Below are 22,827 nucleotides of genomic sequence, written 5' to 3' on the forward strand. Positions count from 1 at the left end.
GCCCTTAATAGTATCACAAATTCATCATAAATTCAGTTAATTTTTAGATTGTCTTTTGTTATAATACATTCGAGGTGATACTATGAAATTATTAGCTTGTCCCAAATGTCATCAACAACTTCATTTAGAAAACAAAACACTTAAATGTGAAAACAATCATTGTTATGACATTTCTAAAAGAGGATATATCAATTTATTATTAAATCCTGATAAAGCTACCAATAATCCAGGAGATAGTAAAGAATCTCTTGTGGCGAGAAAAGCATATTTAAATAAAGGTTATTATGATCCTATCTTAAATCAAGTGATTACGTGTATTGATGAATTCAAACATCAAGATGATTTAAGTATTTTAGATTTAGGATGTGGAGAAGGATATTATACTCAAGGTTTAAAGAAACATTTTGAAAACAGTGATATCTATGGTTTAGATATTTCCAAGATTGCTATTGATATGGCGACACGTTATCGTAAAGATGTTACTTGGCTTGTAGGAAATTCTAAAAATATTCCTATCTTAGATCATAGTTTAGATTTTATCTGTGCTTTATTTACAGTAGTAAATCAAGATGAATTAAAAAGAGCATTAAAAGAAGATGGTTATATTGTTCATGTTACTGCTAATAATCAACATTTAATTGAAATTAAAGAATTGATTTATGATGAAATCAAAGTAAAGAGTGATAAGTATATTCGTTTAGATTTTAATCAAGTGAAAAGTTATGACTTTAAAGAAAAAGTTCATATTTCTAATCGTGAAGATGCTTTAAATCTTTTAATGATGACACCACACTATTATCATATTAAAAAAGAAAAACGTGGCGTTTTAGATACTTTACAAGGTTTAGATATCACAATTGATATCAAAGTAACAGTGTATGCATTATCATAAAGAAAAGAATCATTTAGTAATAGAAATCGATGAAAGAATTCAAGGAATGACACTTCTTGAATTCTTTCATTATCTGCATCTTTCTAAAAAAACAATTCACTTACTTCGTCAAAATAAAGACTATACTTTAAATAATACTTATGTTGATTATCAAACCATTTTAAAAGATAAAGATATTCTTTCAATTAAAGCCTATGAACAAGGCAGAGATTTTATCGAAGAAGAAAGCTCCTTAGAAATCATCTATGAAGATGACTTGCTTTGTGTCGTCAATAAACCAAGTAACCTCATTATTCATCCTGATGATAAAAGTAAAAAAAATACTCTTTGTAATTATGTGAGTTATTATTACCAACAAAGCTATCAAGATTTACCGATTCGTTATCTTCATCGTTTAGATAGAGATACAACCGGTCTTGTGATGTTTTGTAAATGTGCACTTTTACAACCTTACTTTGATGCTTTAATTGCTTCTAAAAAAATCAAGAAAACCTATCTTGCCATCATTCAAGGACATTTACCTAAAAGAGAAATAACTATTGATTTACCTATCGGTCAAGACCGTCATAGTAAAAATAAAATGTGTATTTCTAAAACAGGTAAAGATGCTTTAACACATTTTAAAGAAATTAAAACAAAAGGAAATTATACTCTTGTAAAATGTCAAATTGAAACTGGTCGAAAACATCAAATAAGAGTTCATTTGAATCATTTACATCATCCCATTATAGGAGATACTCTTTATGGAAAAACTTCTTCTATGATTAAAAGAATGGCTTTACATGCTTATTGTTTAGAGTTTATTCATCCATTAACTTATCAAACAATAAAAATTGAATGTTTACTTCCTTTTGATATGGAAAAAATCTTTAAATAAAAACCACGTCTAAACGGCGTGGTTTTCACTGCGGCTATAAGCCTTTGTTACTTGCTCGCGTCTAAAGGCGCTGCTTTCACTTCGTTCAAGCTATCGCTTTTGACTCTCGCTTTCCCTCAAAGGGAATTTTTATTTTGCTTTTTTTCTGCGGTTTCTATTTTCTTCTTGAATTCCTTTTTCTTCAAACGGATCCTTATATTCTTTCACACTTAATTTATCCATTGCAATATCATGTTGCTCTTGTTCTCTTATATATTTTGCGACGGTTTGATCATTTAATCCTACTGTACTCACATAATACCCTTCTGCCCAAAAATGTCTATTTCCATACTTATATTTCAAGTTTGCATGTCTATCAAAAATCATCAATGCTGATTTCCCTTTCAAGTATCCCATGAATGATGACACACTTAATTTTGGTGTGAAGACGATGTGATATTTGCACATCCACTTAGGTCAGTTTACAAGGAACTACACGCAGACCACGAAACGGGGGCTGCTGACAACAAATAAAGGCTGAGTATCAAGCACCGGGAAAGTGCGGGATATTCAGCCTGTTTTGTTGTCAGGGGTTTCCAAAGGGGCTTGCCCCTTGGCACACGACTTTGCTCGCAAAGTGTAGTGTGTTATACGCTCTGTCGGCGTTGCCGTGAAAATGCCGTTGCCGCCGGAGAGGGCAAGGGCATTTGAAGCGGCAGGAAAGCAGGGCTGTGATTGCGTGGCGTGGAGCCGCAAACGCAGGACTGGTTTTATCAGCAGACAGGGCGTATATGAAAGCCCCCGTTCCTCGTCCCACGCCGGACTTCGGGACAAAATGTCCCGAACTTGTGGACACACTCACGAAAAAACAGACGGATTTTTCTCTCAAAATTGAAATGGGCGGGAAGCCGTTTTAGGGCTTTGCTATTTCCCCGATAAACTTGAAGTTGTACTTATGCACAGGCAATCAAGCATCCCGTTTAATCAAAGCGGCATCGGAGTCCGGGCAATCACAATGACTGCCAAAACAGCGCCCGCAAACGCTGCTGCGCCGATAACTGCCGCCGTTTTTTTGCTGAGGTTCTTCTTTACTGCCTTACAGATTAGCATGGCGCAAACCACGCAAACAGCCGCAACCGCAAGCGCAATAACCAGCGTCTCCCATAACCATGAAAGTTCGTATAATATTCTCATTCGCTCACCATACCTTTCTCTTGCAAACTGGAAGTTACTTTTTCATATACACGCCTTTGCCAAATCCCGATTTATCCCTTTACTTTCTCCCCCGCTGCGGTTTTGGGTTTTTCAGCAAGTCCGACTTCTGCGCAATCCTTTTCAGCCACTTTCTTTCTTCCTCCGACAGCTTCCCATAGTTCAGCTTGAGCCGTTTACAGATAAACGCCATCGCCGCCTGTTCCGGGTCGCTGCCCGGAGTGGACGCTGCTTCTGCGGCTTGCAAAAAATCTTCCAGAGGATTGTCCTCCGGGACGCTGAAAAAATCGTCCTTATGGGCTTCCCGCAGGTCAAGGGCTATGCCGTTTATGTCCTGCTGTATTACATAGCGGCAAAAGCTGTCATCGTCAATATGGGCGGCGATAAGCTGCCTTAGCTGCGGGTCGGACAAGCCGGGATTGTGCTGCTTCATAATGGTTGCGCTCATAATATCCACAATGGCATTTGCGCTCTGTACCTGCTTGACTGCCGTTCCGTTCACATAGATTTCAAGGTCAGCCATGAGCCGGGGGAAATCCGGGTGTACCGCCAGTTCACACAAGAGGAAATTATCCACCAGCCCGCTTTTCAACAGTTCAATCATATCATCACTCACACGCAGGTCTGCAAGATCGGCGTTTGGGTGATTTTTTGTTTCGGACAGCCCCAGCAGGTAATCGGCGGTCACGCTGTAAAACTTCGCCAGCTTGATAAGGGCATAGTGGCTGATGTCCTTAAAATCCTCCGCTTCATAACTGCCCAGCGCAGACTTGGAGAGGTGGGTCTGCTCCGCAAGCTGTTCCAGCGTCAGCCCACGCTCTACACGCAGGTCTTTTAGGCGCTCTTGAATGGTTAAAGCCATATTTTGTTCCTCATTATATTGCCGTTATCATATTTTCTAACTTAAATCTTTCGAGCTGCGGAATGTTCTTGGCAGAAATATTTAGGCCATATTCTGGTTTCGACTTTTTACCCTCGTATGAATGGTAAACAAAAGTATTACTACTGTCGTTATCCCATGTGGTCGCAGGAATTAAATATTCTATGGGGTGTTCGCCATCATTTAGCAAAAGCAAGAACAAGTAAAGTGATTGGTCTGAAATATCAAAATATTCCTCCCGCATAAAAACATAGCCTGTTCCTTTGCGAATGGCTTTAACTTGAAACTTCAAAAATCCTCTCTTGCTTTCTGCAATAAAATCTATTCCATGGTCATCAACCTCGGAAGTATAAATGCTCACTCCATAAGAGGCTAATGACATTTTTGCGTAGTATTCACAGAACGTCCCCAGCTTTTGCCGGGTGAGGTCACTTCTTGACCAATTTAGGTTATACATTTCATTTCCACCTCCTGCTACATTTCTCTTTTTCATTCTACCACAATTCCGAGAGCGTGGAAATAGGCAGTTTTTTTGGCGGATTTCCTACCTCTTGGATATACGGGACGAACGGTCATTTAGGTGTAGACTTAGGGTAGTTCATCGATGGACAGCACCTTGAAAACCGAATGACCGTCCGAAAAGAAATACCCCGGCCGGGGAAGCACCGCAAGGAGACGGACTTCTGGACACTTTGTCCAGAGGTCACTTCGGGACAAGTGTCCAGAAGCTGCGGGGAGCGTGCCAACGCCGGAACACGCCGCAGGAATGGGGCAGGAAGCCTTTTCGGGGCGAACGGCAAAAGCGAAAAATGGAGGGAACGCATGAGAGATAACCCCTATAAAGACTTGCCACCGCTGGAACGCAGGCCGGACGGTTCCCTTTACCGCATGACCCCAGCGCAGCGGAAACAGGCAAACGCCCTGATCCGCCGGGAGTGCTGCTGTTATGAGGACGGGAACTGTATGTTCCTTGACGATGGGGACACCTGCACCTGTCCGCAGACGGTTTCTTTCTCGGTCTGCTGTAAGTGGTTCCGCTGGGCGGTTTTGCCGCTGGACAAGACGCTGGAAGCGGAGATTTTCCGGGATAAGGACTTGAAACGCTGTGCGGTCTGCGGCGGTGTGTTCGTCCCTAAATCCAACCGGGCAAAGTACTGCCCCGACTGCGCCGCCAGAGTTCACAGGCGGCAGAAAACAGAAAGTGAACGGAAAAGGAGGTCTACTGTGGACAGTTAGGGGCTGAAAAGTCCTTGATTTTCAAGGCTTTGCAAGCACAGAACAGGGGCAGGCAATAGAAACTACCGTCTGCCCCCGGAAACAGGCTTCTAACCGTCCACAAAACACGATATGGCAAACACCATTTATATCCATCAGCCGGAAAAGGCGGTCAGCTTTACCCGGCTTCCCAATTTCCTTTTTGAAGCCCCCACATTCACACCCCTGTCCAACGAAGCAAAGGTTCTGTACGCCTTTATCCTGCGCCGGACAGACCTATCCCGAAAAAACGGCTGGGCAGATGAATACGGGCGGATTTACCTCTACTATCCCATTAACGAGGTAGTGGAGCTGCTCCACTGCGGGCGGCAGAAAGCGGTCAATACCCTGCGGGAGCTACAATATGCCGGACTGGTGGAAATCCAGAAGCAGGGCTGTGGAAAACCCAACCGCATTTATCCAAAATCCTATGAAGCGGTTTCAAACACCGACTTCAAGAAATCCGGTTATGGAACGCCGGAGGACTGAAAACCGCACTCATAGAGTACGATAATCAATCCTCTTGAAGTACGAAAACCGGACGGTATATAGAAATACAGAGATTAAAACGATTTTATTTATATCTATTCCATTCCAATCCTATCAGAGATAGTTTCGGCGGGATTTTCCCTGTGGAAAACCCGCTGGAAAAGAATGGAACGAGGAAAGGAGCAGAATGGCACAACACGCAATCTTGCGGTTTGAGAAACACAAGGGCAACCCGGCAAGGCCGCTGGAAGCCCATCACGAACGGCAAAAGGAACAGTACGCCAGCAATCCCGACATTGACACCAGCCGGAGCAAATACAACTTCCACATTGTTAAGCCGGAGAGCAGGTACTACCACTTTATACAGAACCGTATTGAACAAGCTGGCTGCCGCACCCGTAAGGATAGTACCCGGTTTGTGGATACGCTGATTACCGCCAGCCCGGAGTTTTTCAAGAAGAAGCCCCCAAAGGAGATACAGGAATTTTTCCATAGGGCGGCTGATTTCTTAATCGGGCGGGTAGGCCGGGAAAATATCGTATCGGCAGTGGTACACATGGACGAGAAAACACCCCACCTGCATTTGGTCTTTGTCCCTCTGACAGAGGACAACCGCCTGTGCGCTAAGGAGATTATCGGCAACAGAGCCAATCTCTCAAAATGGCAGGACGATTTTCACGCCTATATGGTGGAGAAATATCCCGACTTGGAGCGTGGGGAAAGTGCCAGCAAGACAGGCAGGAAGCATATCCCCACCCGTCTGTTCAAGCAGGCGGTCAATCTATCCAAACAGGCAAGAGCCATTGAAGCCACGCTGGACGGCATTAACCCGCTGAATGCCGGAAAGAAAAAAGAGGAAGCCCTCTCCATGCTGAAAAAGTGGTTCCCACAGATGGGGAATTTCTCCGGGCAGTTGAAAAAATACAAGTTCACAATCAATGACCTGTTAGCGGAAAATGAAAAGCTGGAAGCAAGGGCAAAAGCCAGTGAAAAAGGCAAGATGAAAGATGCGATGGAACGGGCAAAGCTGAAAAGCGAACTGGACAATTTACAGCGGCTGGTTGACCGTATCCCGCCGGATATACTGGCGGAACTGAAACGGCAGCAGCGGCAGCATGGAAAGGAAAGGTGATTTTATAAGTACCACTATCAGATACAAAAAGGAAACGGAAGTCGTGACTTTTCAAGGCAGGGAAATCACGCTGGAAAACCTCTCCCCGGTGTTCACGCCGGAGCAGGAAGCGGCAAAACGCCGGGAACTGGAACAGCAACTTTATGAGGTGTTCCGCAAGTATGCCGACAAACGGCAGAGTGAGGAAGCCGGGGCATAAGGTTTTCCAAAGCCATCGTTGATTTGCGGGGCTGCTGACGGTATAATAAAGGTGTCAGCAGCTCCGTTTCTTTTTTAAGAAAAGGAGCGACAATATGAATAATCGAATAGACGCAATCTATGCAAGGCAATCGGTAGACAAAAAGGACAGCATTTCCATTGAAAGCCAGATTGAATTTTGCAAATACGAGTTGAAAGGCGGTAACTGCAAGGAATACACAGACAAGGGGTACAGCGGCAAGAACACAGACCGTCCGAAGTTTCAAGAACTGGTGCGGGACATCAAGCGGGGCTTGATTGCAAAAGTCGTGGTTTACAAACTCGACCGTATCAGCCGTTCCATTCTGGACTTTGCCAACATGATGGAGCTGTTCCAGCAGTACAATGTGGAGTTTGTGTCCTCTACGGAAAAGTTTGATACCTCCACCCCGATGGGGCGGGCTATGTTGAATATCTGTATTGTGTTCGCCCAGTTGGAACGGGAAACGATACAGAAGCGGGTAACGGACGCATACTATTCCCGCAGTCAGCGGGGCTTCAAAATGGGCGGCAAGGCTCCTTACGGCTTCCACACCGAGCCTATCAAAATGGATGGTATCAATACAAAAAAGCTGGTGGTAAATCCAGACGAAGCGGCAAATATCCGGCTGATGTTTGAGATGTATGCTCAGCCCACAACCTCCTACGGGGACATTACCCGGTACTTTGCCGAACAGGGGATTTTATTCAACGGCAAAGAGCTGATACGCCCCACGCTGGCGCAGATGTTACGCAATCCTGTCTATGTGCAGGCAGACCTTGATGTGTACGAATTTTTCAAAAGTCAAGGGACGGTCATTGTCAATGACGCTGCCGATTTTACTGGCATGAACGGCTGCTATCTGTATCAAGGGCGAGATGTGAAGCCCAGCAAAAAGAACGACTTGAAAGACCAAATGCTGGTACTGGCTCCCCATGAGGGCATTGTTCCCTCCGACATCTGGCTGACCTGCCGCAAGAAGCTGATGAACAACATGAAAATCCAGTCTGCCCGAAAAGCTACCCATACATGGCTGGCGGGAAAAATCAAGTGCGGGAACTGCGGGTATGCCCTTATGAGTATCTTCAATCCCTCCGGCAAGCAATACCTTCGCTGTACGAAACGGCTGGATAACAAGAGTTGTCCGGGGTGCGGGAAAATCATTACTTCGGAACTGGAAGCGGTTGTTTATCAGCAGATGATAAAGAAACTGGCAAGCTACAAGACGCTGACAGGCAGAAAGAAAGCGGCAAAGGCAAACCCTAAAATTGCCGCCCTGCAAGTGGAACTTCTCCATGTGGACAGCGAGATTGAAAAGCTGGTGGACAGTCTGACGGGTGCAAACAATGTTCTGCTCTCCTATGTGAATGTGAAGATAGCGGAACTGGACGGGCGCAAACAGGAACTTGTGAAGCAGATAGCCGAGTTGACGGTGGAAGCCATCAGCCCGGAACAGGTCAATCAGATTTCCGGCTACCTCGACACATGGGACAATGTATCCTTTGACGACAAGCGGCGGGTGGTGGATTTGATGATTACCACCGTTGCCGCTACAAGCGACAGCTTGAACATCACATGGAAAATCTGATGGGTGGAACCCCTCCCGTCAGATACCTACCCTGTGTAGTCCCTTGTAAACTGTACTTTCGTATGTGCTAAAGAATTTGCTTTTTTAGCCACTATTTATTATTGCACCACCCGCATAGCAGGTGGTTTTCTATTTCGCACATTTCATGTGCTCAACTGACTGAAGTCATCAATTCTCTTTTCATTCAAATTGTATAAAAAAAGAACAATGTAATGATAAGACATTGTTCTTTATATTTTACTATTATGCATTATTTTTTCTTTTTATTTTTTTTATTCTTTTTTTCTTTTATTTTTGCTGGTTTTTCATCTTCACCCACAACTCTTGTCTTAGCAAGATAATCATGGATACTTCTTTGAGAAGCTGATCCTAGAACAAAAACTCCTGAAATCATTGTAATAACCATACCAATCATTTTTAAATAATAGTCAAAATAGAAACCTGTTGCTAGTGTAAGCATTTGTCTTAAATAATTAGTAACAACAATAGCCGAACCTTCTAATAAGAATAATCCAACCCCTTGTCTAATAATCAAAGTTTTTAAACTCACATCACTATAATCATCATTATTTACAATCTTTATTTTTAACCAATGTTTTGCGAGTGTTTGTCCTGGATATTTCTTATAAGGAATATAAATATAATAAACAAAAGCCACAACAATACATAATATACCTGCAAGATAGGACCAATACGTTGGAAAACCTAAGCTAGGAAAAACATAAAGATCACTAAACATATCTGATCTACCAGTAACTCCCCCATAGAATAAAACAGCAGGAAAACCACTAATAATACCGCCAACTGCCCAATCAATAGCATAAGCTATAACACGTTTACTTACTGGAACTTTTACAGGATTTCTATCTAGCCATTTTGTATGTTTAGCCCACAGTAATTGAATTTTAATTAATAAATAATGCATAATAAATACCTCCTATTTTGAATATAATGCATCCATTGCTATTTTAAATCTTCGCAATCCTTCTTTTAATTTAGATTGTGGACACCCTATATTCATTCTTAAATATTTTGGGCCACCATAAATTTCACCTTTCATAATCCCAATTCCACCAACATTCACTAAAGCATCTTGTATTTCTTCAGCAGTATATGGAACATCTCTTGCATCAATCCAAGCTAAATAAGTTCCATCTGGTGTTTTAAATTTAAAATCAGGCAACTCTTCTTTTATAAATTCTTCTACAATTTTCATATTTTCTTTAATATAATTATTAAGTTGATCAATATAATCATCGCATTGTGTATAACCTATCATTGTCGCATACATACCAAAAATACTTACAGAATTTAAAAAATCTTTTCTTCTTGTATGCATCAAGAATTTTTCTCTAACTTCTTCATTTGGTATCATTAAATATGAACCAATTAATCCTGGTGTATTAAATGTTTTACTAGATGAAGCTGCTGTATAAAGTTCATCATATTCATGAATATAAGATAATAAAGGGATATGTTTTCTATCTCTTAATTGAATATCCATATGAATTTCATCAGAAATAATTTTTACTTGATATTTTTTACATATCTTTATTATTTGATCCATTTCTTCTTTTGTCCAAATTCTTCCTGTTGGATTATGTGGAGAACAAAGTAATAATAATTGACATTCTTGTACTTGTTTTTCAAAAAGATCGAAATCTATTTCAAATGTCCCATCTTTTGATATTAAACGATGAGCAACTAATTGTCTATCATTATCTTGGATAACTGTATAAAATGAATCATACATAGGTTCAAATGTTAATACTTTATCATGAGGTTGACTTAATAAACGAATCAATAAGGAAACTGAATACATCACAGTAGGACTATATAAGATCCAATCTTCTTCAATATGTGTATGATGTCTTCTTTCAAAATATCCTGTAATAGATGATTTAAAATCATGATGATTCCATCTTGTATATCCATAAATTTGATGATGTGCCACTTCAAATATTTTTTCAGTAATAGGTTTAGGAATAATAAAATCTGTATCAGATATTGAAAATGGTATTAAATCCTTTTTATTAAAACGATCTTGTATATAATCCCATTGTGTACAATAAGTACCTAAACGATTATGAACCTCATTAAAATCATACTTCATTTATTTATCCTCCAAAATAATATAATCCTTTGTTGTTTTATTTAATGGTACACCTATACCATCAATAATAACAACATCATCTTCAATACGAACACCACCAACACCAGGAACATAAACACCTGGTTCACAAGACATCATCATATGTTCTTGTAAAACTGTTTCACTCTTTGAATTTAAAGTTGGTCCTTCACCATCTTCACCAATTCCTAATCCATGTCCTAAACCATGATTAAAATATTCACCATAACCTGCAGTCTCAATCACATCTCTAGCTGCTTTATCTACATCTTTTCCCTTAGCTCCTGCTTTAATAGCACCAAGACCAGCGAGTTGTGCCTTTAAAACAACATCATAGATTTCTTTGATTTTTGGATCAGGTTCTCCAATAAAACACATACGTGTCATATCTGATTGATAATTTTGATATTGAATACCAAAATCAATCATAATAGGTTCATGAGCTTTTACTTTTCTTGAAGTTGGACGACCATGTGGTAAGGCTGTTCTTTCACCTGTTGCTACTATTGTATCAAAAGACATTTGTTGTGCACCAGATGCAATTGAATAATATTGTACTAAAGCGCTAATTTCATATTCACTCATTCCTACATGAATGTGTTCAATTACTTTTTGATAGATTTCATCAGTAATTGCAATTGATTTTTTCATAGCTTCAATTTCTTCATCTTCTTTAACAATACGAAGATGAGCAATTTCTTGATCCAATAAAAGAACTTCTATCCCTAATTTTTCTATTTCATGATATTCCTTAACTAATACTTGATACGCTTCTACCCCTAGCGTTTTACAATTTTCTTTTTTTAATATTTCTTCTACTGTCCCTAAATAATTACGTCCCGTTAAATGTGGATTATGTAATATAATTTCTAAATCATGTTCTTTTTCTTTGGCTTCTGTAATATAACGCCCATCTACAATTAAATAACCATGTTCTTTTGTAATCAATACTTGACAACCACTACCAGTCATAGTATTCATCCATTTTTTTACTGTTTTACTTTTAATTAATAAAGCATCTATATCTTTTTCATCTAAAAATTCTTGTATTTTATTTATTCTTTTTGCCATTTTTAATCCTCCTACAAATAAAGGCAAGTCGAAACTTGCCTATTAATTAGAAGTCTAAGTCTAAATCGTCTAAGATAGCTGCATCTTCTGCACTGATAGCATTAGTTTCTTCTTCTTTATTACCATAAGTCTTTTCATATGATTTAACAAATGGATACCATATTAAAATAGATAGTATTAATTGTACTGCATTAACAACTATAGACATAGGATCCATATTCGTTAAGAATCCTTCTAGGAATACACCTACATATGGTGGTGTAAAGGTTGAACATTTCATAATACCTAAATACATCGCCCATCCACCTAATGAACCAATAATACCACCACAAATAACAAATGGAATAAAGAACATTGGATTTAATACGATTGGCGCACCAAATAGAATTGGTTCATTAATTTCAAATAATGCTGGAATAAATGATAATCTACCAACTTGTTTTAAAGCTTTATTCTTACTCATTAAGCACCAGAATACACAACCAATAGTAACACCACTACCTGTAAAGTTACCAAATGCTGATTCAGGTCCAGGAGCATAGAAGTGAGTTGCTACATGACCAGCTTGAACAGCAGCAATATTTTCTGCTAAGAATTGAGTCGAAATTGGACTTGTAATTGGGCTTAATACTGATGGATGAATACCAAAGAAGAATATTAAAGCTTGTAACATTTTTAAGAAAGTATAAGCAATTGGATTATCCATAGATCCTACTAATGGTGCAAAGATTGCTGTAAAGATTAATGGTGGCATTGTATTTAATACATTGACACAAACAATACGTACAATTAAGAAGAACCCAATAATGATTACTGAAATAGGAATCATTTCAAAAGAACGAGATACGAAATCAGGTACTGTATCTGGCATCTTGATTGTAAAGTTTTTCTTTTTACACCAACGGAATAATTCAACTGCGATAAATCCTGCAAACATTGCACAGAATAAACCTTTAGGTCCTAAATAAGTTTTAGAAATTCCACCATCTTCTGTGAATTCTACAACTAACATTAAGAATGAGACTAATCCCATTGTTACACATCCTGGAATATCTAACTTATAAGAGGTAGCTAATTGATATGCAATAATTACAGTAACATAAACTGACATTAAAGCCATACCTACATTATAAGGAATATAGATAATATCCAAATTTGCTAAGATCCATTGAGAAATTACATGTTTTTCTCCAATCATATTTGGAATTGCTTCTGGAATCAAACAAAAACTACCGATAATTAACAACGGTGTCATTGCAACCATTGCTTTTTTAACAGCGCTCAAATGAACTTCTTTATCCATTTTATCAGCAAGCGGTGCTAAATACTTTTTCATAAAGTTCTCAAATTTTGAGTACATCGTTTTTTTCCTCCCCATAAAATTATTTTTTTAAATCTGCTTTTCTACGCGCAATTAACGCTTGTTTCATGACAGTTGCCCCATCCATTTTCCCATATGTTTCTTGATCAACAATAACATAAGGAATCTTACGAGGTTCGATGATAGGTTTTACTGCATCTAATTTATGTGCAACTTGTGGTCCTAAAACTAAAACATCACAATTGTCTGCTTCAGATTGTAGAATATCAATTGGAATAGCAATAAAATCAAAATCAGCATCATTTAATTTTGCACTGTTATGTACTGTATCTTTCATACTATTCATAAGCATTGTTGTAGAAAGTCCACCTGCACAGCATAATACAATTCTCATTATTTACCCTCCTTTGCTTCAAATACATTTATTAGTTCTTCAATTAGATCTCTTGCTAATTGAGAAGTCATATAATGGTCTTGTGCATGAACCATTAATAACCCAACTTCTGGCTTATTTCCAGAGCCTGACATTTCGGCTTGAATAAGCTTTGTTTGAACAGTGTGAGCTTGTAAATCAGCTTCTTTAGCTTGTTCTAATATCTTTCTTGCTTCATCATATTCACCTGTTTTTACTTTCTTCAACGCTTCAAAAGCTAAAGATTTGCTTTGTCCAGCTGAAGAAATTAATCCTACAATAATTTGTTCCGTTTCTGTCATTTGTTTATCCTCCAATAAAATTAATAAAATTTTGATAATCTTGATATGTCAAATGATCTATTAAGCAGTTAACTAACTGTGTCAAACTTTCTAAATCATCACTATGAACAAATGAATAAGATCCATGACAATATCTAAGTGGTATTCCTAAAACAAGTGCCAAACGTCCACCTTTTTCTAAGTGTGCATTTCCAGCATCTGTTCCTCCTCCACCGAACATATCGCTTTGATAAGGTATTCCATGTTTACTGGCTAATTCTTTAACATATTTAATCAATTTTTTATTTGGTGAAAGAGTTTTGTCATAATGAACAATCATTGGCCCTTTACCAATTAAACGATGATTCGTATAGTTTTTAACAAGTTCTGGATTATTCGCAACATCAAGTGCAAAAACAATATCAGGATCAATAAGATGAGTCGCTGTTTTACCACCTCTTACACCAACTTCTTCACTACTTGTTCCTACAAAATAAATATCATTTTCAACATTTCCATGAATTCTTTTCATCGCTTCTATCATGACATAGCATCCTGTTCGATCGTCCATTGCCTTGCCAGCAATCACTTTATCTTGAATCTGTCTTGCTTCACTAGCAAAACAAACCATGTCACCAACATCAATTCCTAAAGCTTTTACTTCATCTGCACTATCAACTCCAATATCAACGTACATTTCTTTAACGTTACCGTTGCTATCTTTAATCACATTTAATAAGCCTTCCACTTTTTTACCATCTTGCGTCGTAATTCTAACCATTTGCATTTCTTTGCTTTTATTTAAAACTGAACCTAAAGCTACTAAATATACAAAACCAATATCAGAAATATGTCTTACCATAAAACCTACTTCATCTATATGAGCACAAAACATGATTTTTAAAGGATTTGGTGAAGTCCCTTTTTTATGAAAAATAATACTTCCTAAACGATCACTAAAAACTTCATCACTATATTTTGCTAATTCTCGATAGAGAATCGATCTTACTTCATCTTCTACTGATGCTACACTATCAGCATTACTCAATTCTTTTAGTAATTCACTATTCATTATTTCCACCTCCTATTTCTTTCATTAAATTCATCATTTCTTCAAAAGAATCAACCTTCGTTAACATTTCAACATAATTACTCTTTTGCATTAAACGATATAACTTTTTAGTTATTACTTTATACATTTCAACTTGATCTTTCTTTAAACAAATCATAAAAACTATTTTTATTTCTTTGCCATTTTGTACAAATGGTTTCTTTAAAATAGCTACAGAAATCATATTTTTAAGTGCATCTGTTTCAAGTGGATGGGGTATACAAACTCCATTTGTATAAATAGTACTTACATACGATTCACGTTCAAAAATCAAATCAGTATAGCCTTTTTTACCATACCCTTTTTCCTCTAATTCCTGTCCCATCATCCGAATAATATTTTCATAACTATCTGCTTCTATAAATTTAAAAAAATCTTTAGAAAAGAATGAATAATACATAGGATTATCTTGAATCAAAGTATAAGGATCATATTCTTCACATTGTAAAATTTGTTTAATCTTAACTAAATCTCTATCATCAAGTAGTTCTTTAATATAAATAATTGGTGCCTTGATTTCTTGAGATAATGGCATGATTGTAAAAATTAAATCAGGTTGAAATGTTTTTAATTCATCTTGTTGTAAAAATGAAAATGTTTGTACCTCTGCTTGAGGAAATAATGATTCAATTTGTATCTTGATCATATAAGCACTTCCACCACCTGATGAACAAACAATTCCAATACGATTATAAGATAACAATTTACCTTGTTTTTCCTTTTCCATATGTGATGCAAAATGCATCGCTACAAAACCAATTTCATCAAATGTCACTTCAACGTTGTATTTTTCATGTAACATGCTACAAAATTGAAGAGCGATATTAAACATCATTGGGTATGTAATATTTAGCTCATTGGCTAATGGATTTTGATATGAAATTTTATTATGTAATCTATCTATTAATAATGAAACATGTGTTAACAACATTTTCTTAAAGTCTTCATCTTCAAGAAATTTCGTATCATATTTTTCATCTATTTGTTTTATAAATTCTTCAATGTCTTCTTTTAAATAATTTGTAAAAGAAGATATTGAACCTATTTCTCTTTTTATATTTTTTTGTAAAACTTTTAAAATCTCTTCTATGCTTTTTTTACTTAATCCTATAGCATATTTCTTTTCTAATATTCCAACTAAGAATTCAACAATTCGATGAATTTCATTATTTTTATCAAAAATAAATTCCTCTTTTTGTTCATCTTGTCTGTGTGCAATATAAATAACAATTTTTAAATACTCAATCACATTTAAAAGTTCATTATAGTTGATTTTCAATCCTTCTTTATTCAACTGTCTAATTAACTTTTGTTCAATGTCATTAAATTCTTCAATAACATCATTTACTGCCGTTTGAATAAAAACATTTTGATTTAAATATTCTTCAACTAAGTACTTTTTAAAAGATGTCAATTCATAACGTAACAAAATACCATAATGTGTTTTTCTTTCTAATTCAAAATGATAATTCTTTGCTAGATTTTCAACATCATTCATATCATGCTTTATAACAGTCTTAGATACTTGAAAAGTATCTGCAATGTTATTCATAGAAATATATCCAGTTTGAATAGCAAGATAAGCTAAAATTTGTGCTGGTCTTTCTTTAACCTGAAAATAAATACCTTCATTTAAGCTTTCCATAAAATCTTTAAATAATTCTTCATTTGTTATTTCTAAGAGATATCCAGAACCTCTTTTGTTATGAAATGTAAAACCTTTTCGAGGAGAAATACGCATTAAGTATGATAAATCATTTTGAATCGTTCTTTTTGAAACATCATACTTTTGAACAAAGTAATCTAGTGAGAGATATATATTTGAATTTATAAAATCTTTCATAATTAGATACATTCTCATTGGTATTTCCACCTTCCTCTATCTTTATTATATCAAATTAAAATTTTGTCAAAAGGAAACCTTCTACATTTAAAAATGCAATAATTTTCCTAATCTCATCAAAAAAGAAGTCTAACGCTATTAGACCTCTAGAAATTATCTTTTAATCAAAATAAGTAATTTTTAAATCTTTAAAGAAAGCTTCTGTTCCAATATCTACAAAGAAACCAATATTTCCTCTCATTGATTTATCATGAATCATTTGATCGACCACTAATAATGGTTGAAGATCATCATTTAAATAGAAAATTGCTTTTTCATCTTCAATCACCGCTTTTAAACTAATCCATTCATTTAAGTCAATGTCTACTTGATTTTCATATTTTGTAATGTCATGTTCTCTAAAATAGGCAAATGTATAGGTTGGATAAGAAAAATATTGACAACCATGTTGTTTCCTTACCGGGTCATCACATTGTCTACCATTTGTAGGTCTTACATAAAATGATTCAAATTTTGTATCATCTTCATGAATACGATATGCAATACCAATAAATCCTCTCGCAAAATCTGGTGCCTCTTTTAATAAACGACTAAGCATCTTTACTTCAATAATTCCATTATGAAATGATGAATCAACTAATTTAGCGTACGTATTTTCATCATATTCATTAATCTTTCCACTTTTAACAACTCTTAAAACCTTTTCATTATCAATAACTTCATTTGAAATATGTGTATAATTTTCTTTCCAATTTTCTTTATTAATCATTTCTTATCCTTCCTTTCATCAACATCTTAAAATATCTTTTTTATTTGGTAAAGTAGGCACTTTTTTGTAACTATGTTTAGCACTTGATTTGCTAGAATGCTAAAAAATTCATATTCAGTTAACATAAGAGTCTATAATACAAATTAGCACAAGGATATGGTGAGTGCTAAAGGAGTGAATAGTATGATTAAACCATTGCATAAATTTGTATTAATAAAAAAAGAAGAAAAAGAAAATAAGACAGCAAGTGGAATTGTTTTATCGACTGAAAAGAAAGAAGTTCCTTCGATTGCAAATGTCATTGCCGTTGGTGATGAATGTACTTCATCATTAAAAGAAAATGATCGTGTTATTTACAAAGAATATTCAGGTACGAAAGTGACTGTTGAGGATCAAGATTATATTGTTATTGATGAAAAAGATATTATTGCTAAGTTTGAATAAGGGGGCAGATATTTATGAGTAAAGAAGTAAGATTTTCAAATGATGCACGTCAATCAATGTTAAAAGGTGTTAATGTTTTAGCGGATGCGGTAAGTGTCACATTAGGTCCTAAAGGACGTAATGTGGTCTTAGATAAAGGTTATGGTTCTCCATTAATTACAAATGATGGTGTAAGTATCGCTAAGGAAATAGAACTTGAAGATAAATTTGAAAATATGGGTGCTAAACTTGTATATGAAGTAGCCAATAAAACTAATGATGTAGCAGGTGATGGTACAACCACAGCAACTATTCTTGCTCGAAATATGATCGTGAATGGATTGAAAGCTGTAGATAAAGGAGCTAATCCTGTTTTAATGCGTGAAGGTATTGAAAAAGCAGGTAAAGAAGTTGCTGATGTTGTTTTGAAAAATTCACATAAAGTAGAAACAAGTCAAGATATTGCTTCAGTAGCGACTATTTCAGCTGGTAATGAAGAAATTGGGCAATTGATTGCTTCAGCAATGGATAAAGTTGGTAAAAATGGAATTATCAACGTTGATGAATCTAATAGTTTTGACAACGTCTTAGAAATCAATGAAGGTATGCAATATGATAAAGGATATGTTTCTCCTTATATGGTCACAGATCATGATAAAATGACTGTTGAAATGGAAAATCCTTATATCTTTATTACAAATCATAAAATCAATAATTTACAAGAAATTCTTCCAATTCTTGAACAAATCGTTCAAAGTAATAAACCATTATTATTAATTGCTGATGACTTTGAAAACGAAGTTATTTCAACCCTTGTTTTAAATAAACTAAGAGGAACATTCAATGTTGTCGCAACAAAAGCTCCTGGATTTGGAGATAACCAAAAAGAATTATTACAAGATATTGCTGCTTTAACTGGTAGTACCTTTATTAATAAAGATATTTCTATGGAATTAAAAGATGTTACTCTTGATCAATTAGGAACAATTAAAAAAGTAATCGTTACAAAAGATCATACAACAATGATTGCTGGTAATAATCCATCAGATAATTTAAAACAACGTATTGAAAGTATTGAAAATCAATTAGCGAAAACAACTTCTTCTTATGATCAAAAACAATTAAAAGAACGTTTGGGTAAATTATCAAATGGTGTGGCAACAATTAAAGTTGGCGCAACAACTGAAAGTGAATTAAAAGAAAAGAAATTACGTATTGAAGATGCTTTAAATGCCACTAAAGCCGCTGTTGAAGAAGGTATTGTTATTGGTGGTGGTGCTGCTTTAGTAGAAGCATATAAAGAAGTTAAACCTCAATTAAAATCTGATAATGTAGATGTTCAAAAAGGTATTCATATTGTCATGGAAGCCTTATTTGCTCCAATTCAACAAATTGCTGAAAATGCTGGATATAATGCAGAAGATATTGTTGAAAGCCAAAAAACTGCGCAAAAGAATTATGGTTTTGATGCTAAAAATGGACAATGGGTCGATATGTTTGAAAAAGGAATCATTGATCCAACTAAAGTCACTCGTAGCGCATTATTAAATGCTTGCAGTATTGCTTCATTATTCATTACAACCGAAGCAGGTATTGCCGATGCAAAAGATACTTCTAAAAACGAAGTTCCAACTCCTGCAATGTATTAATAGATAAGAAAAGTGATTCTTGTTTTAAATGAGAATCACTTTTTTCTTAGTATATTATGATATAACTTTATCCATTATTCTTTCTTTTCTTTAAATCTTCCTGATATAACAAAATGTATTTGTTCTGCAATCTTAAATTCTATTTTAAAATGATCATCTTCTTGCCCATAATATAAATCCACAATACTCTCTGGAGCAATTTCCTTTTGATAGTGCATTGTCATTTCTCCAATAAAATATTTTTCTAATACGTTTTGAGGAAGAAGATCCATGACCCATTCAAGATATCTTGCATTATTCATATGCTTATTTAAATCAATATCACTATACATGACTTCTCTTGTTTGAACTTTTTGAGTCTCTATATCTAAAAGCGGCTCGTATTTTTCTACAAAACTCGAATATTCTTCACATTCAGGAATTGTAATTCCTACTTTTTGTGGTCTGACAATTCTTCTTTTTTCAATATCTATTAATGTCCAAATAGAATAAATGCCTCCTACAACTTCATCATTGATTTTTAAATCATAGGTTCTAAAATATTGAATTTTTCTTTCCCCTTTAGCACGGGTAGAAACTATCAGTTCCTCTCCTACTAATAGTGGTCTTTTTAATTTAACTGTTTGCTTAACTAATACCCAACCATATTTTCCATTAAAATTTTCCTTCCACAAACCTATTTCCATCGCATTTTTAGTTGCAAGATTAGAAAGCTTTGATAATAAATCCGCATATTTATATTCACCATAATAATCGGCGTTTTGGTATTCTATTTCATATCGTTCACATGTTTCACTATTTTTCATTTTTTTTCTCCAAAATGTTTATTTTTTATTAAATTAATAATAATATATTTATAATCAAAAGGAAAGGCTGGAAAATATATGAAAAAAATAAATAAGAAAAAAATATTCTTTGTTTCAATCACTTTCTTAATAACACTATGTTTATTTTTTTATTTTATATTTTCTTATTATTCTACTCCTATCCAACCTAGAACAATACATAAAAAAAATAAAAAAAACACATCCTACCCTACTGTTTCCTTTGTTGCAGTAGGAGACAATATTATCCATGAAAATGTTTATCAATATGCCTTAAAACAGGGAAATGATACAACTTATAATTTTAAACCTTGTTATCAAAATATAAAAAAATATATTTCTGATCGTGATTTAGCTTATATTAATCAAGAAACTTTGATTGCTGGTGATTCTTATGGAATTAAAGGTTATCCTAATTTTAATTCTCCTGAATCTTTAATTGATGATCTACAAGATACAGGATTTAATATGGTCTCTAGTGCTACAAATCATTCCATGGATCTAGGAAAAAATGCTTTGATATCATCTGCACATATTTGGAAACAACATTCCGATATTCTCTTTTCTGGGCTATATGAAAATCAAGAAGACCGGCAAACAATAAGAGTCATTGAAAAAAACGGAATTCGTTTTAGTCTTTTAGCTTATACTTTTGGTGTTAATGAAACAACCAACTATAAATCTATTCAAAAACAATTAAAAACGTATCCTTATATATTAGGACAATTAAATAAGGAACAAATTAAAGAAGATGTAAACAACGCTAAAGCTCAAAGTGATGTAGTTATTGTAGCTGTTCATTGGGGTAAAGAAGGACATAGTGAATTATCTGATTTACAACAAGAATATGCTCATTATTTTGCTGATTTAGGTGTTGATGTTGTAATTGGAAATCATCCTCATTTAATTCAACCTATTGAAAAAATCAATCATACACTTGTTATTTATTCTTTAGGTAATTTTTTAAGTACGATGAAAGATGTTTATAATCAGTTAGAAGGAATGGTATGTTTGGATTTTGTTAAAAAAGAAGATGAAATCAGTATTGAAAATATTCAATATGTTCCTCTTGTCAATCATTATAATGATAATGTTGTAACTATTTATTCACTTAAAGAATATACTTCTACTCTTGCTAGTCAACATAGTATTTTAAAAGATCAAGCTGATATCATTAAAGAATTCAAAAATTATGTTAAACAAATGATTAGTAATGATGATATTGATATAGAAATGTGAGGTTTATATGAAGAAAAGAATAAGTCTATTAATATTAATAATCTGTATGGTTGGTGGTATTGTTTTTTTCTTTCCTAAAAAGAATACTCAGGAAGTAAAAATGGTAAAAAAGAAACAAACACCTGAAATAAGTTTTTATCATCAAGAATATAAAGAAAGATATGATACCTACCAAAAAGCACACCAAGATCTAAGTAAAAAAGAAGTTATTACACTTGTAAATATGAATCGTGATTTTGATTTTTATGGAAAAATCATCAAACAAGAACATCCTAATGATTTAAATACAATTGTTAATAAATATTATCAATTAGATGAAACCTATGAACCGAGTGATCTTGTTGAAATAAATACAAACGCAGGTACTTATGGAAGTTCTTATAGTAAACATACTGCTAGAAAAGTGGTTTATGATGATTTTCAAGCTTTAAAACAAGCTTGTATAAATAAAGGTTTTGAACTGTATGTGACTTCAGGCTATCGTTCAACAGTTTGGCAAAAAGAAATTTATAACCATATGGTAGAAACTTATAGTGTAGAAAGAGCAGATGAAACTTGTTCACGTCCTGGTCATAGTGAACATACAACGGGGTTAGGCTTAGATATTGCTTTAGATCAATATAAATATGAAGAAGTTGAAAATCACCCTCAATATTCTTGGTTTTTAAGTCAACTAAGTAATTATGGTTTTATCTTACGTTATCCAAAAGATAAAGAGGAACTAACAGGGTATAGTTATGAATCTTGGCACATTCGTTATGTAGGAAAAGACCTAGCCCAAAAAATAGAAAAAAGTGGTCTAACTTTTGATGAATATTATGCTAGAAACTATTAGAAGATAGCAAAGCTATCTTCTATGTTTCCAATATTCAGTTACAGGAACTTTAAGATTGCTTTCATCCCAAGGCATCTCATGTCTTTCAAAATAACCAATGACGTGTTTATTAGAATCTCTAACAGGTACAAAGAATTCTCTTTCACCTGTTTTAGTATTATAAGTTTCAAACATTTCATCTTCACCAGCATCGGCTCTTTTTAAAAATTCTTCAATTTTAACTTTAGAGTTTTCACTATGACAATTAAATAAACTTTGATTGATTTTTACACGCTCACCATATCTTTCTTTAGCTGTTTTATTCATATAGCGCACAATATGTTGTCGATCAACAAAAACAATTTCATAACTATAAGCATCTAAAATACTTTCTAATATTTCCTTTGTAATTTCCATTG

Annotated in this window: 26 protein-coding genes; 11 read left to right on the top strand and 15 right to left on the bottom strand. The window is 34.9% G+C overall.

Annotated features, from left to right (window positions below; genetic code table 11):
* Positions 1 to 82 precede the first annotated feature (82 nt).
* Both HUU89_RS06140 and HUU89_RS06145 read left to right on the top strand, forming a co-directional pair.
* A complete protein-coding gene (locus tag HUU89_RS06140) occupies positions 83 to 892 on the top strand; it encodes a methyltransferase domain-containing protein (protein WP_022000832.1) in 810 nt (269 codons plus the stop codon).
* Complete coding sequence (locus HUU89_RS06145; protein WP_175301274.1) at positions 879 to 1,769, top strand: RluA family pseudouridine synthase; 891 nt, start codon at positions 879 to 881, stop codon at positions 1,767 to 1,769. Before HUU89_RS06140 ends, HUU89_RS06145 begins: the two co-directional genes overlap by 14 nt.
* A gap of 129 nt (positions 1,770 to 1,898) precedes the next feature.
* Here the strand turns inward: HUU89_RS06145 and tnpA are convergent, their stop codons facing one another.
* The 4 genes from tnpA to HUU89_RS06165 all read right to left on the bottom strand — a co-directional run bounded on the left by tnpA (position 1,899) and on the right by HUU89_RS06165 (position 4,333).
* Positions 1,899 to 2,216 (bottom strand): IS200/IS605 family transposase, encoded by a 318-nt coding sequence (gene tnpA, locus HUU89_RS06150; protein WP_175301275.1) that lies wholly within the window; start codon positions 2,214 to 2,216, stop codon positions 1,899 to 1,901.
* 516 nt (positions 2,217 to 2,732) lie between these two features.
* Positions 2,733 to 2,942 carry a hypothetical protein gene (locus tag HUU89_RS06155; RefSeq protein WP_003503778.1) on the bottom strand — a complete coding sequence of 70 codons (210 nt, stop codon included), beginning with the start codon at positions 2,940 to 2,942 and terminating at the stop codon, positions 2,733 to 2,735.
* 79 nt (positions 2,943 to 3,021) lie between these two features.
* Positions 3,022 to 3,822 (bottom strand): helix-turn-helix domain-containing protein, encoded by an 801-nt coding sequence (locus HUU89_RS06160; protein ID WP_006772920.1) that lies wholly within the window; start codon positions 3,820 to 3,822, stop codon positions 3,022 to 3,024.
* Between the two features lie 13 nt (positions 3,823 to 3,835).
* On the bottom strand, positions 3,836 to 4,333 hold the full coding sequence (locus tag HUU89_RS06165; protein WP_006772919.1) for a hypothetical protein: 498 nt from the start codon (positions 4,331 to 4,333) through the stop codon (positions 3,836 to 3,838).
* A 329-nt stretch (positions 4,334 to 4,662) separates the two neighbouring features.
* Here HUU89_RS06165 and HUU89_RS06170 point away from each other — a divergent pair, with 329 nt between their 5' ends.
* The 5 genes from HUU89_RS06170 to HUU89_RS06190 all read left to right on the top strand — a co-directional run bounded on the left by HUU89_RS06170 (position 4,663) and on the right by HUU89_RS06190 (position 8,520).
* Complete coding sequence (locus tag HUU89_RS06170) at positions 4,663 to 5,076, top strand: cysteine-rich VLP domain-containing protein (RefSeq protein WP_009256047.1); 414 nt, start codon at positions 4,663 to 4,665, stop codon at positions 5,074 to 5,076.
* Between the two features lie 111 nt (positions 5,077 to 5,187).
* Positions 5,188 to 5,583, top strand: a complete 396-nt coding sequence (locus HUU89_RS06175) for a replication initiator protein A (protein ID WP_006772917.1) — start codon at positions 5,188 to 5,190, stop codon at positions 5,581 to 5,583.
* A 187-nt stretch (positions 5,584 to 5,770) separates the two neighbouring features.
* Positions 5,771 to 6,715 (top strand): MobV family relaxase, encoded by a 945-nt coding sequence (gene mobV / locus HUU89_RS06180; protein ID WP_175301276.1) that lies wholly within the window; start codon positions 5,771 to 5,773, stop codon positions 6,713 to 6,715.
* Positions 6,699 to 6,914, top strand: a complete 216-nt coding sequence (locus tag HUU89_RS06185) for a hypothetical protein (RefSeq protein ID WP_006772915.1) — start codon at positions 6,699 to 6,701, stop codon at positions 6,912 to 6,914. Before mobV ends, HUU89_RS06185 begins: the two co-directional genes overlap by 17 nt.
* 94 nt (positions 6,915 to 7,008) lie before the next feature.
* Positions 7,009 to 8,520 carry a recombinase family protein gene (locus tag HUU89_RS06190; RefSeq protein WP_006772914.1) on the top strand — a complete coding sequence of 504 codons (1,512 nt, stop codon included), beginning with the start codon at positions 7,009 to 7,011 and terminating at the stop codon, positions 8,518 to 8,520.
* A gap of 250 nt (positions 8,521 to 8,770) precedes the next feature.
* Here the strand turns inward: HUU89_RS06190 and HUU89_RS06195 are convergent, their stop codons facing one another.
* From HUU89_RS06195 to HUU89_RS06235, 9 genes are all read right to left on the bottom strand, one after another.
* Positions 8,771 to 9,445 (bottom strand): RDD family protein, encoded by a 675-nt coding sequence (locus HUU89_RS06195; protein WP_032090936.1) that lies wholly within the window; start codon positions 9,443 to 9,445, stop codon positions 8,771 to 8,773.
* A 12-nt stretch (positions 9,446 to 9,457) separates the two neighbouring features.
* On the bottom strand, positions 9,458 to 10,633 hold the full coding sequence (locus HUU89_RS06200) for a MalY/PatB family protein (RefSeq protein ID WP_175301277.1): 1,176 nt from the start codon (positions 10,631 to 10,633) through the stop codon (positions 9,458 to 9,460).
* The gene (locus HUU89_RS06205) at positions 10,634 to 11,722 is read right to left on the bottom strand and encodes a M24 family metallopeptidase (protein ID WP_175301278.1); all 1,089 of its coding nucleotides are present in this window, start codon (positions 11,720 to 11,722) and stop codon (positions 10,634 to 10,636) included.
* Between the two features lie 46 nt (positions 11,723 to 11,768).
* Positions 11,769 to 13,082 (bottom strand): PTS sugar transporter subunit IIC, encoded by a 1,314-nt coding sequence (locus tag HUU89_RS06210; protein WP_175301279.1) that lies wholly within the window; start codon positions 13,080 to 13,082, stop codon positions 11,769 to 11,771.
* Between the two features lie 22 nt (positions 13,083 to 13,104).
* Positions 13,105 to 13,437: a PTS sugar transporter subunit IIB gene (locus tag HUU89_RS06215; protein ID WP_022002600.1), complete on the bottom strand. Its 333-nt coding sequence runs from the start codon at positions 13,435 to 13,437 to the stop codon at positions 13,105 to 13,107.
* Positions 13,437 to 13,757 carry a PTS lactose/cellobiose transporter subunit IIA gene (locus tag HUU89_RS06220; RefSeq protein ID WP_022002599.1) on the bottom strand — a complete coding sequence of 107 codons (321 nt, stop codon included), beginning with the start codon at positions 13,755 to 13,757 and terminating at the stop codon, positions 13,437 to 13,439. Before HUU89_RS06220 ends, HUU89_RS06215 begins: the two co-directional genes overlap by 1 nt.
* A 4-nt stretch (positions 13,758 to 13,761) precedes the next feature.
* On the bottom strand, positions 13,762 to 14,808 hold the full coding sequence (ypdE, locus tag HUU89_RS06225) for an aminopeptidase (protein ID WP_175301280.1): 1,047 nt from the start codon (positions 14,806 to 14,808) through the stop codon (positions 13,762 to 13,764).
* Positions 14,801 to 16,708, bottom strand: coding sequence for a BglG family transcription antiterminator (locus HUU89_RS06230; protein WP_175301281.1), 1,908 nt, complete (start codon positions 16,706 to 16,708; stop codon positions 14,801 to 14,803). The genes ypdE and HUU89_RS06230 overlap by 8 nt, the downstream gene beginning before the upstream one ends.
* A gap of 142 nt (positions 16,709 to 16,850) precedes the next feature.
* Entirely contained in the window at positions 16,851 to 17,459 is a 609-nt protein-coding gene (locus HUU89_RS06235) for a hypothetical protein (protein WP_175301282.1), read from the bottom strand.
* Positions 17,460 to 17,642: 183 nt separating this feature from the next.
* Between HUU89_RS06235 and HUU89_RS06240 the strand changes: the two genes are divergently transcribed.
* Complete coding sequence (locus tag HUU89_RS06240) at positions 17,643 to 17,903, top strand: GroES family chaperonin (protein ID WP_032090942.1); 261 nt, start codon at positions 17,643 to 17,645, stop codon at positions 17,901 to 17,903.
* A 14-nt stretch (positions 17,904 to 17,917) separates the two neighbouring features.
* Positions 17,918 to 19,531, top strand: coding sequence for a chaperonin GroEL (gene groL / locus HUU89_RS06245; protein WP_117346220.1), 1,614 nt, complete (start codon positions 17,918 to 17,920; stop codon positions 19,529 to 19,531).
* A 74-nt stretch (positions 19,532 to 19,605) separates the two neighbouring features.
* On the opposite strand, the gene HUU89_RS06250 is transcribed toward groL, so the two are convergent.
* A complete protein-coding gene (locus HUU89_RS06250; protein WP_175301283.1) occupies positions 19,606 to 20,337 on the bottom strand; it encodes an acyl-[acyl-carrier-protein] thioesterase in 732 nt (243 codons plus the stop codon).
* 78 nt (positions 20,338 to 20,415) lie between these two features.
* On the opposite strand from HUU89_RS06250, the gene HUU89_RS06255 reads away from it, so the two are divergent.
* Together HUU89_RS06255 and HUU89_RS06260 are read left to right on the top strand one after the other, a co-directional pair.
* On the top strand, positions 20,416 to 21,594 hold the full coding sequence (locus HUU89_RS06255; protein ID WP_175301284.1) for a CapA family protein: 1,179 nt from the start codon (positions 20,416 to 20,418) through the stop codon (positions 21,592 to 21,594).
* Positions 21,595 to 21,601: 7 nt separating this feature from the next.
* Positions 21,602 to 22,429 (top strand): D-alanyl-D-alanine carboxypeptidase family protein, encoded by an 828-nt coding sequence (locus HUU89_RS06260; RefSeq protein ID WP_175301285.1) that lies wholly within the window; start codon positions 21,602 to 21,604, stop codon positions 22,427 to 22,429.
* A 12-nt stretch (positions 22,430 to 22,441) separates the two neighbouring features.
* Here HUU89_RS06260 and HUU89_RS06265 read toward each other — a convergent pair whose 3' ends face one another.
* Positions 22,442 to 22,825: a PAS domain-containing protein gene (locus HUU89_RS06265; protein ID WP_147580709.1), complete on the bottom strand. Its 384-nt coding sequence runs from the start codon at positions 22,823 to 22,825 to the stop codon at positions 22,442 to 22,444.
* Positions 22,826 to 22,827: the final 2 nt, after the last annotated feature.

It is taken from the genome of Faecalibacillus sp. H12, from assembly GCF_013361255.1.
Lineage (GTDB): Bacteria > Bacillota_I > Bacilli_A > Erysipelotrichales > Coprobacillaceae > Faecalibacillus > Faecalibacillus intestinalis.

Coding starts and splice junctions, on each gene's coding strand:
- HUU89_RS06145 (WP_175301274.1), top strand. CDS start 879: ATGCATTATCATAAAGAAAAGAATCATTTAGTAATAGAAATCGATGAA.
- HUU89_RS06170 (WP_009256047.1), top strand. CDS start 4,663: ATGAGAGATAACCCCTATAAAGACTTGCCACCGCTGGAACGCAGGCCG.
- HUU89_RS06155 (WP_003503778.1), bottom strand. CDS start 2,942: ATGAGAATATTATACGAACTTTCATGGTTATGGGAGACGCTGGTTATT.
- HUU89_RS06220 (WP_022002599.1), bottom strand. CDS start 13,757: ATGACAGAAACGGAACAAATTATTGTAGGATTAATTTCTTCAGCTGGA.
- HUU89_RS06250 (WP_175301283.1), bottom strand. CDS start 20,337: ATGAAAAATAGTGAAACATGTGAACGATATGAAATAGAATACCAAAAC.
- mobV (WP_175301276.1), top strand. CDS start 5,771: ATGGCACAACACGCAATCTTGCGGTTTGAGAAACACAAGGGCAACCCG.
- HUU89_RS06160 (WP_006772920.1), bottom strand. CDS start 3,822: ATGGCTTTAACCATTCAAGAGCGCCTAAAAGACCTGCGTGTAGAGCGT.
- HUU89_RS06265 (WP_147580709.1), bottom strand. CDS start 22,825: ATGGAAATTACAAAGGAAATATTAGAAAGTATTTTAGATGCTTATAGT.
- HUU89_RS06215 (WP_022002600.1), bottom strand. CDS start 13,437: ATGAGAATTGTATTATGCTGTGCAGGTGGACTTTCTACAACAATGCTT.
- HUU89_RS06140 (WP_022000832.1), top strand. CDS start 83: ATGAAATTATTAGCTTGTCCCAAATGTCATCAACAACTTCATTTAGAA.
- tnpA (WP_175301275.1), bottom strand. CDS start 2,216: ATGTGCAAATATCACATCGTCTTCACACCAAAATTAAGTGTGTCATCA.
- ypdE (WP_175301280.1), bottom strand. CDS start 14,808: ATGAATAGTGAATTACTAAAAGAATTGAGTAATGCTGATAGTGTAGCA.
- HUU89_RS06190 (WP_006772914.1), top strand. CDS start 7,009: ATGAATAATCGAATAGACGCAATCTATGCAAGGCAATCGGTAGACAAA.
- HUU89_RS06200 (WP_175301277.1), bottom strand. CDS start 10,633: ATGAAGTATGATTTTAATGAGGTTCATAATCGTTTAGGTACTTATTGT.
- HUU89_RS06205 (WP_175301278.1), bottom strand. CDS start 11,722: ATGGCAAAAAGAATAAATAAAATACAAGAATTTTTAGATGAAAAAGAT.
- HUU89_RS06195 (WP_032090936.1), bottom strand. CDS start 9,445: ATGCATTATTTATTAATTAAAATTCAATTACTGTGGGCTAAACATACA.
- HUU89_RS06260 (WP_175301285.1), top strand. CDS start 21,602: ATGAAGAAAAGAATAAGTCTATTAATATTAATAATCTGTATGGTTGGT.
- HUU89_RS06165 (WP_006772919.1), bottom strand. CDS start 4,333: ATGAAAAAGAGAAATGTAGCAGGAGGTGGAAATGAAATGTATAACCTA.
- groL (WP_117346220.1), top strand. CDS start 17,918: ATGAGTAAAGAAGTAAGATTTTCAAATGATGCACGTCAATCAATGTTA.
- HUU89_RS06235 (WP_175301282.1), bottom strand. CDS start 17,459: ATGATTAATAAAGAAAATTGGAAAGAAAATTATACACATATTTCAAAT.
- HUU89_RS06185 (WP_006772915.1), top strand. CDS start 6,699: ATGGAAAGGAAAGGTGATTTTATAAGTACCACTATCAGATACAAAAAG.
- HUU89_RS06230 (WP_175301281.1), bottom strand. CDS start 16,708: ATGAGAATGTATCTAATTATGAAAGATTTTATAAATTCAAATATATAT.
- HUU89_RS06255 (WP_175301284.1), top strand. CDS start 20,416: ATGAAAAAAATAAATAAGAAAAAAATATTCTTTGTTTCAATCACTTTC.
- HUU89_RS06240 (WP_032090942.1), top strand. CDS start 17,643: ATGATTAAACCATTGCATAAATTTGTATTAATAAAAAAAGAAGAAAAA.
- HUU89_RS06210 (WP_175301279.1), bottom strand. CDS start 13,082: ATGTACTCAAAATTTGAGAACTTTATGAAAAAGTATTTAGCACCGCTT.
- HUU89_RS06175 (WP_006772917.1), top strand. CDS start 5,188: ATGGCAAACACCATTTATATCCATCAGCCGGAAAAGGCGGTCAGCTTT.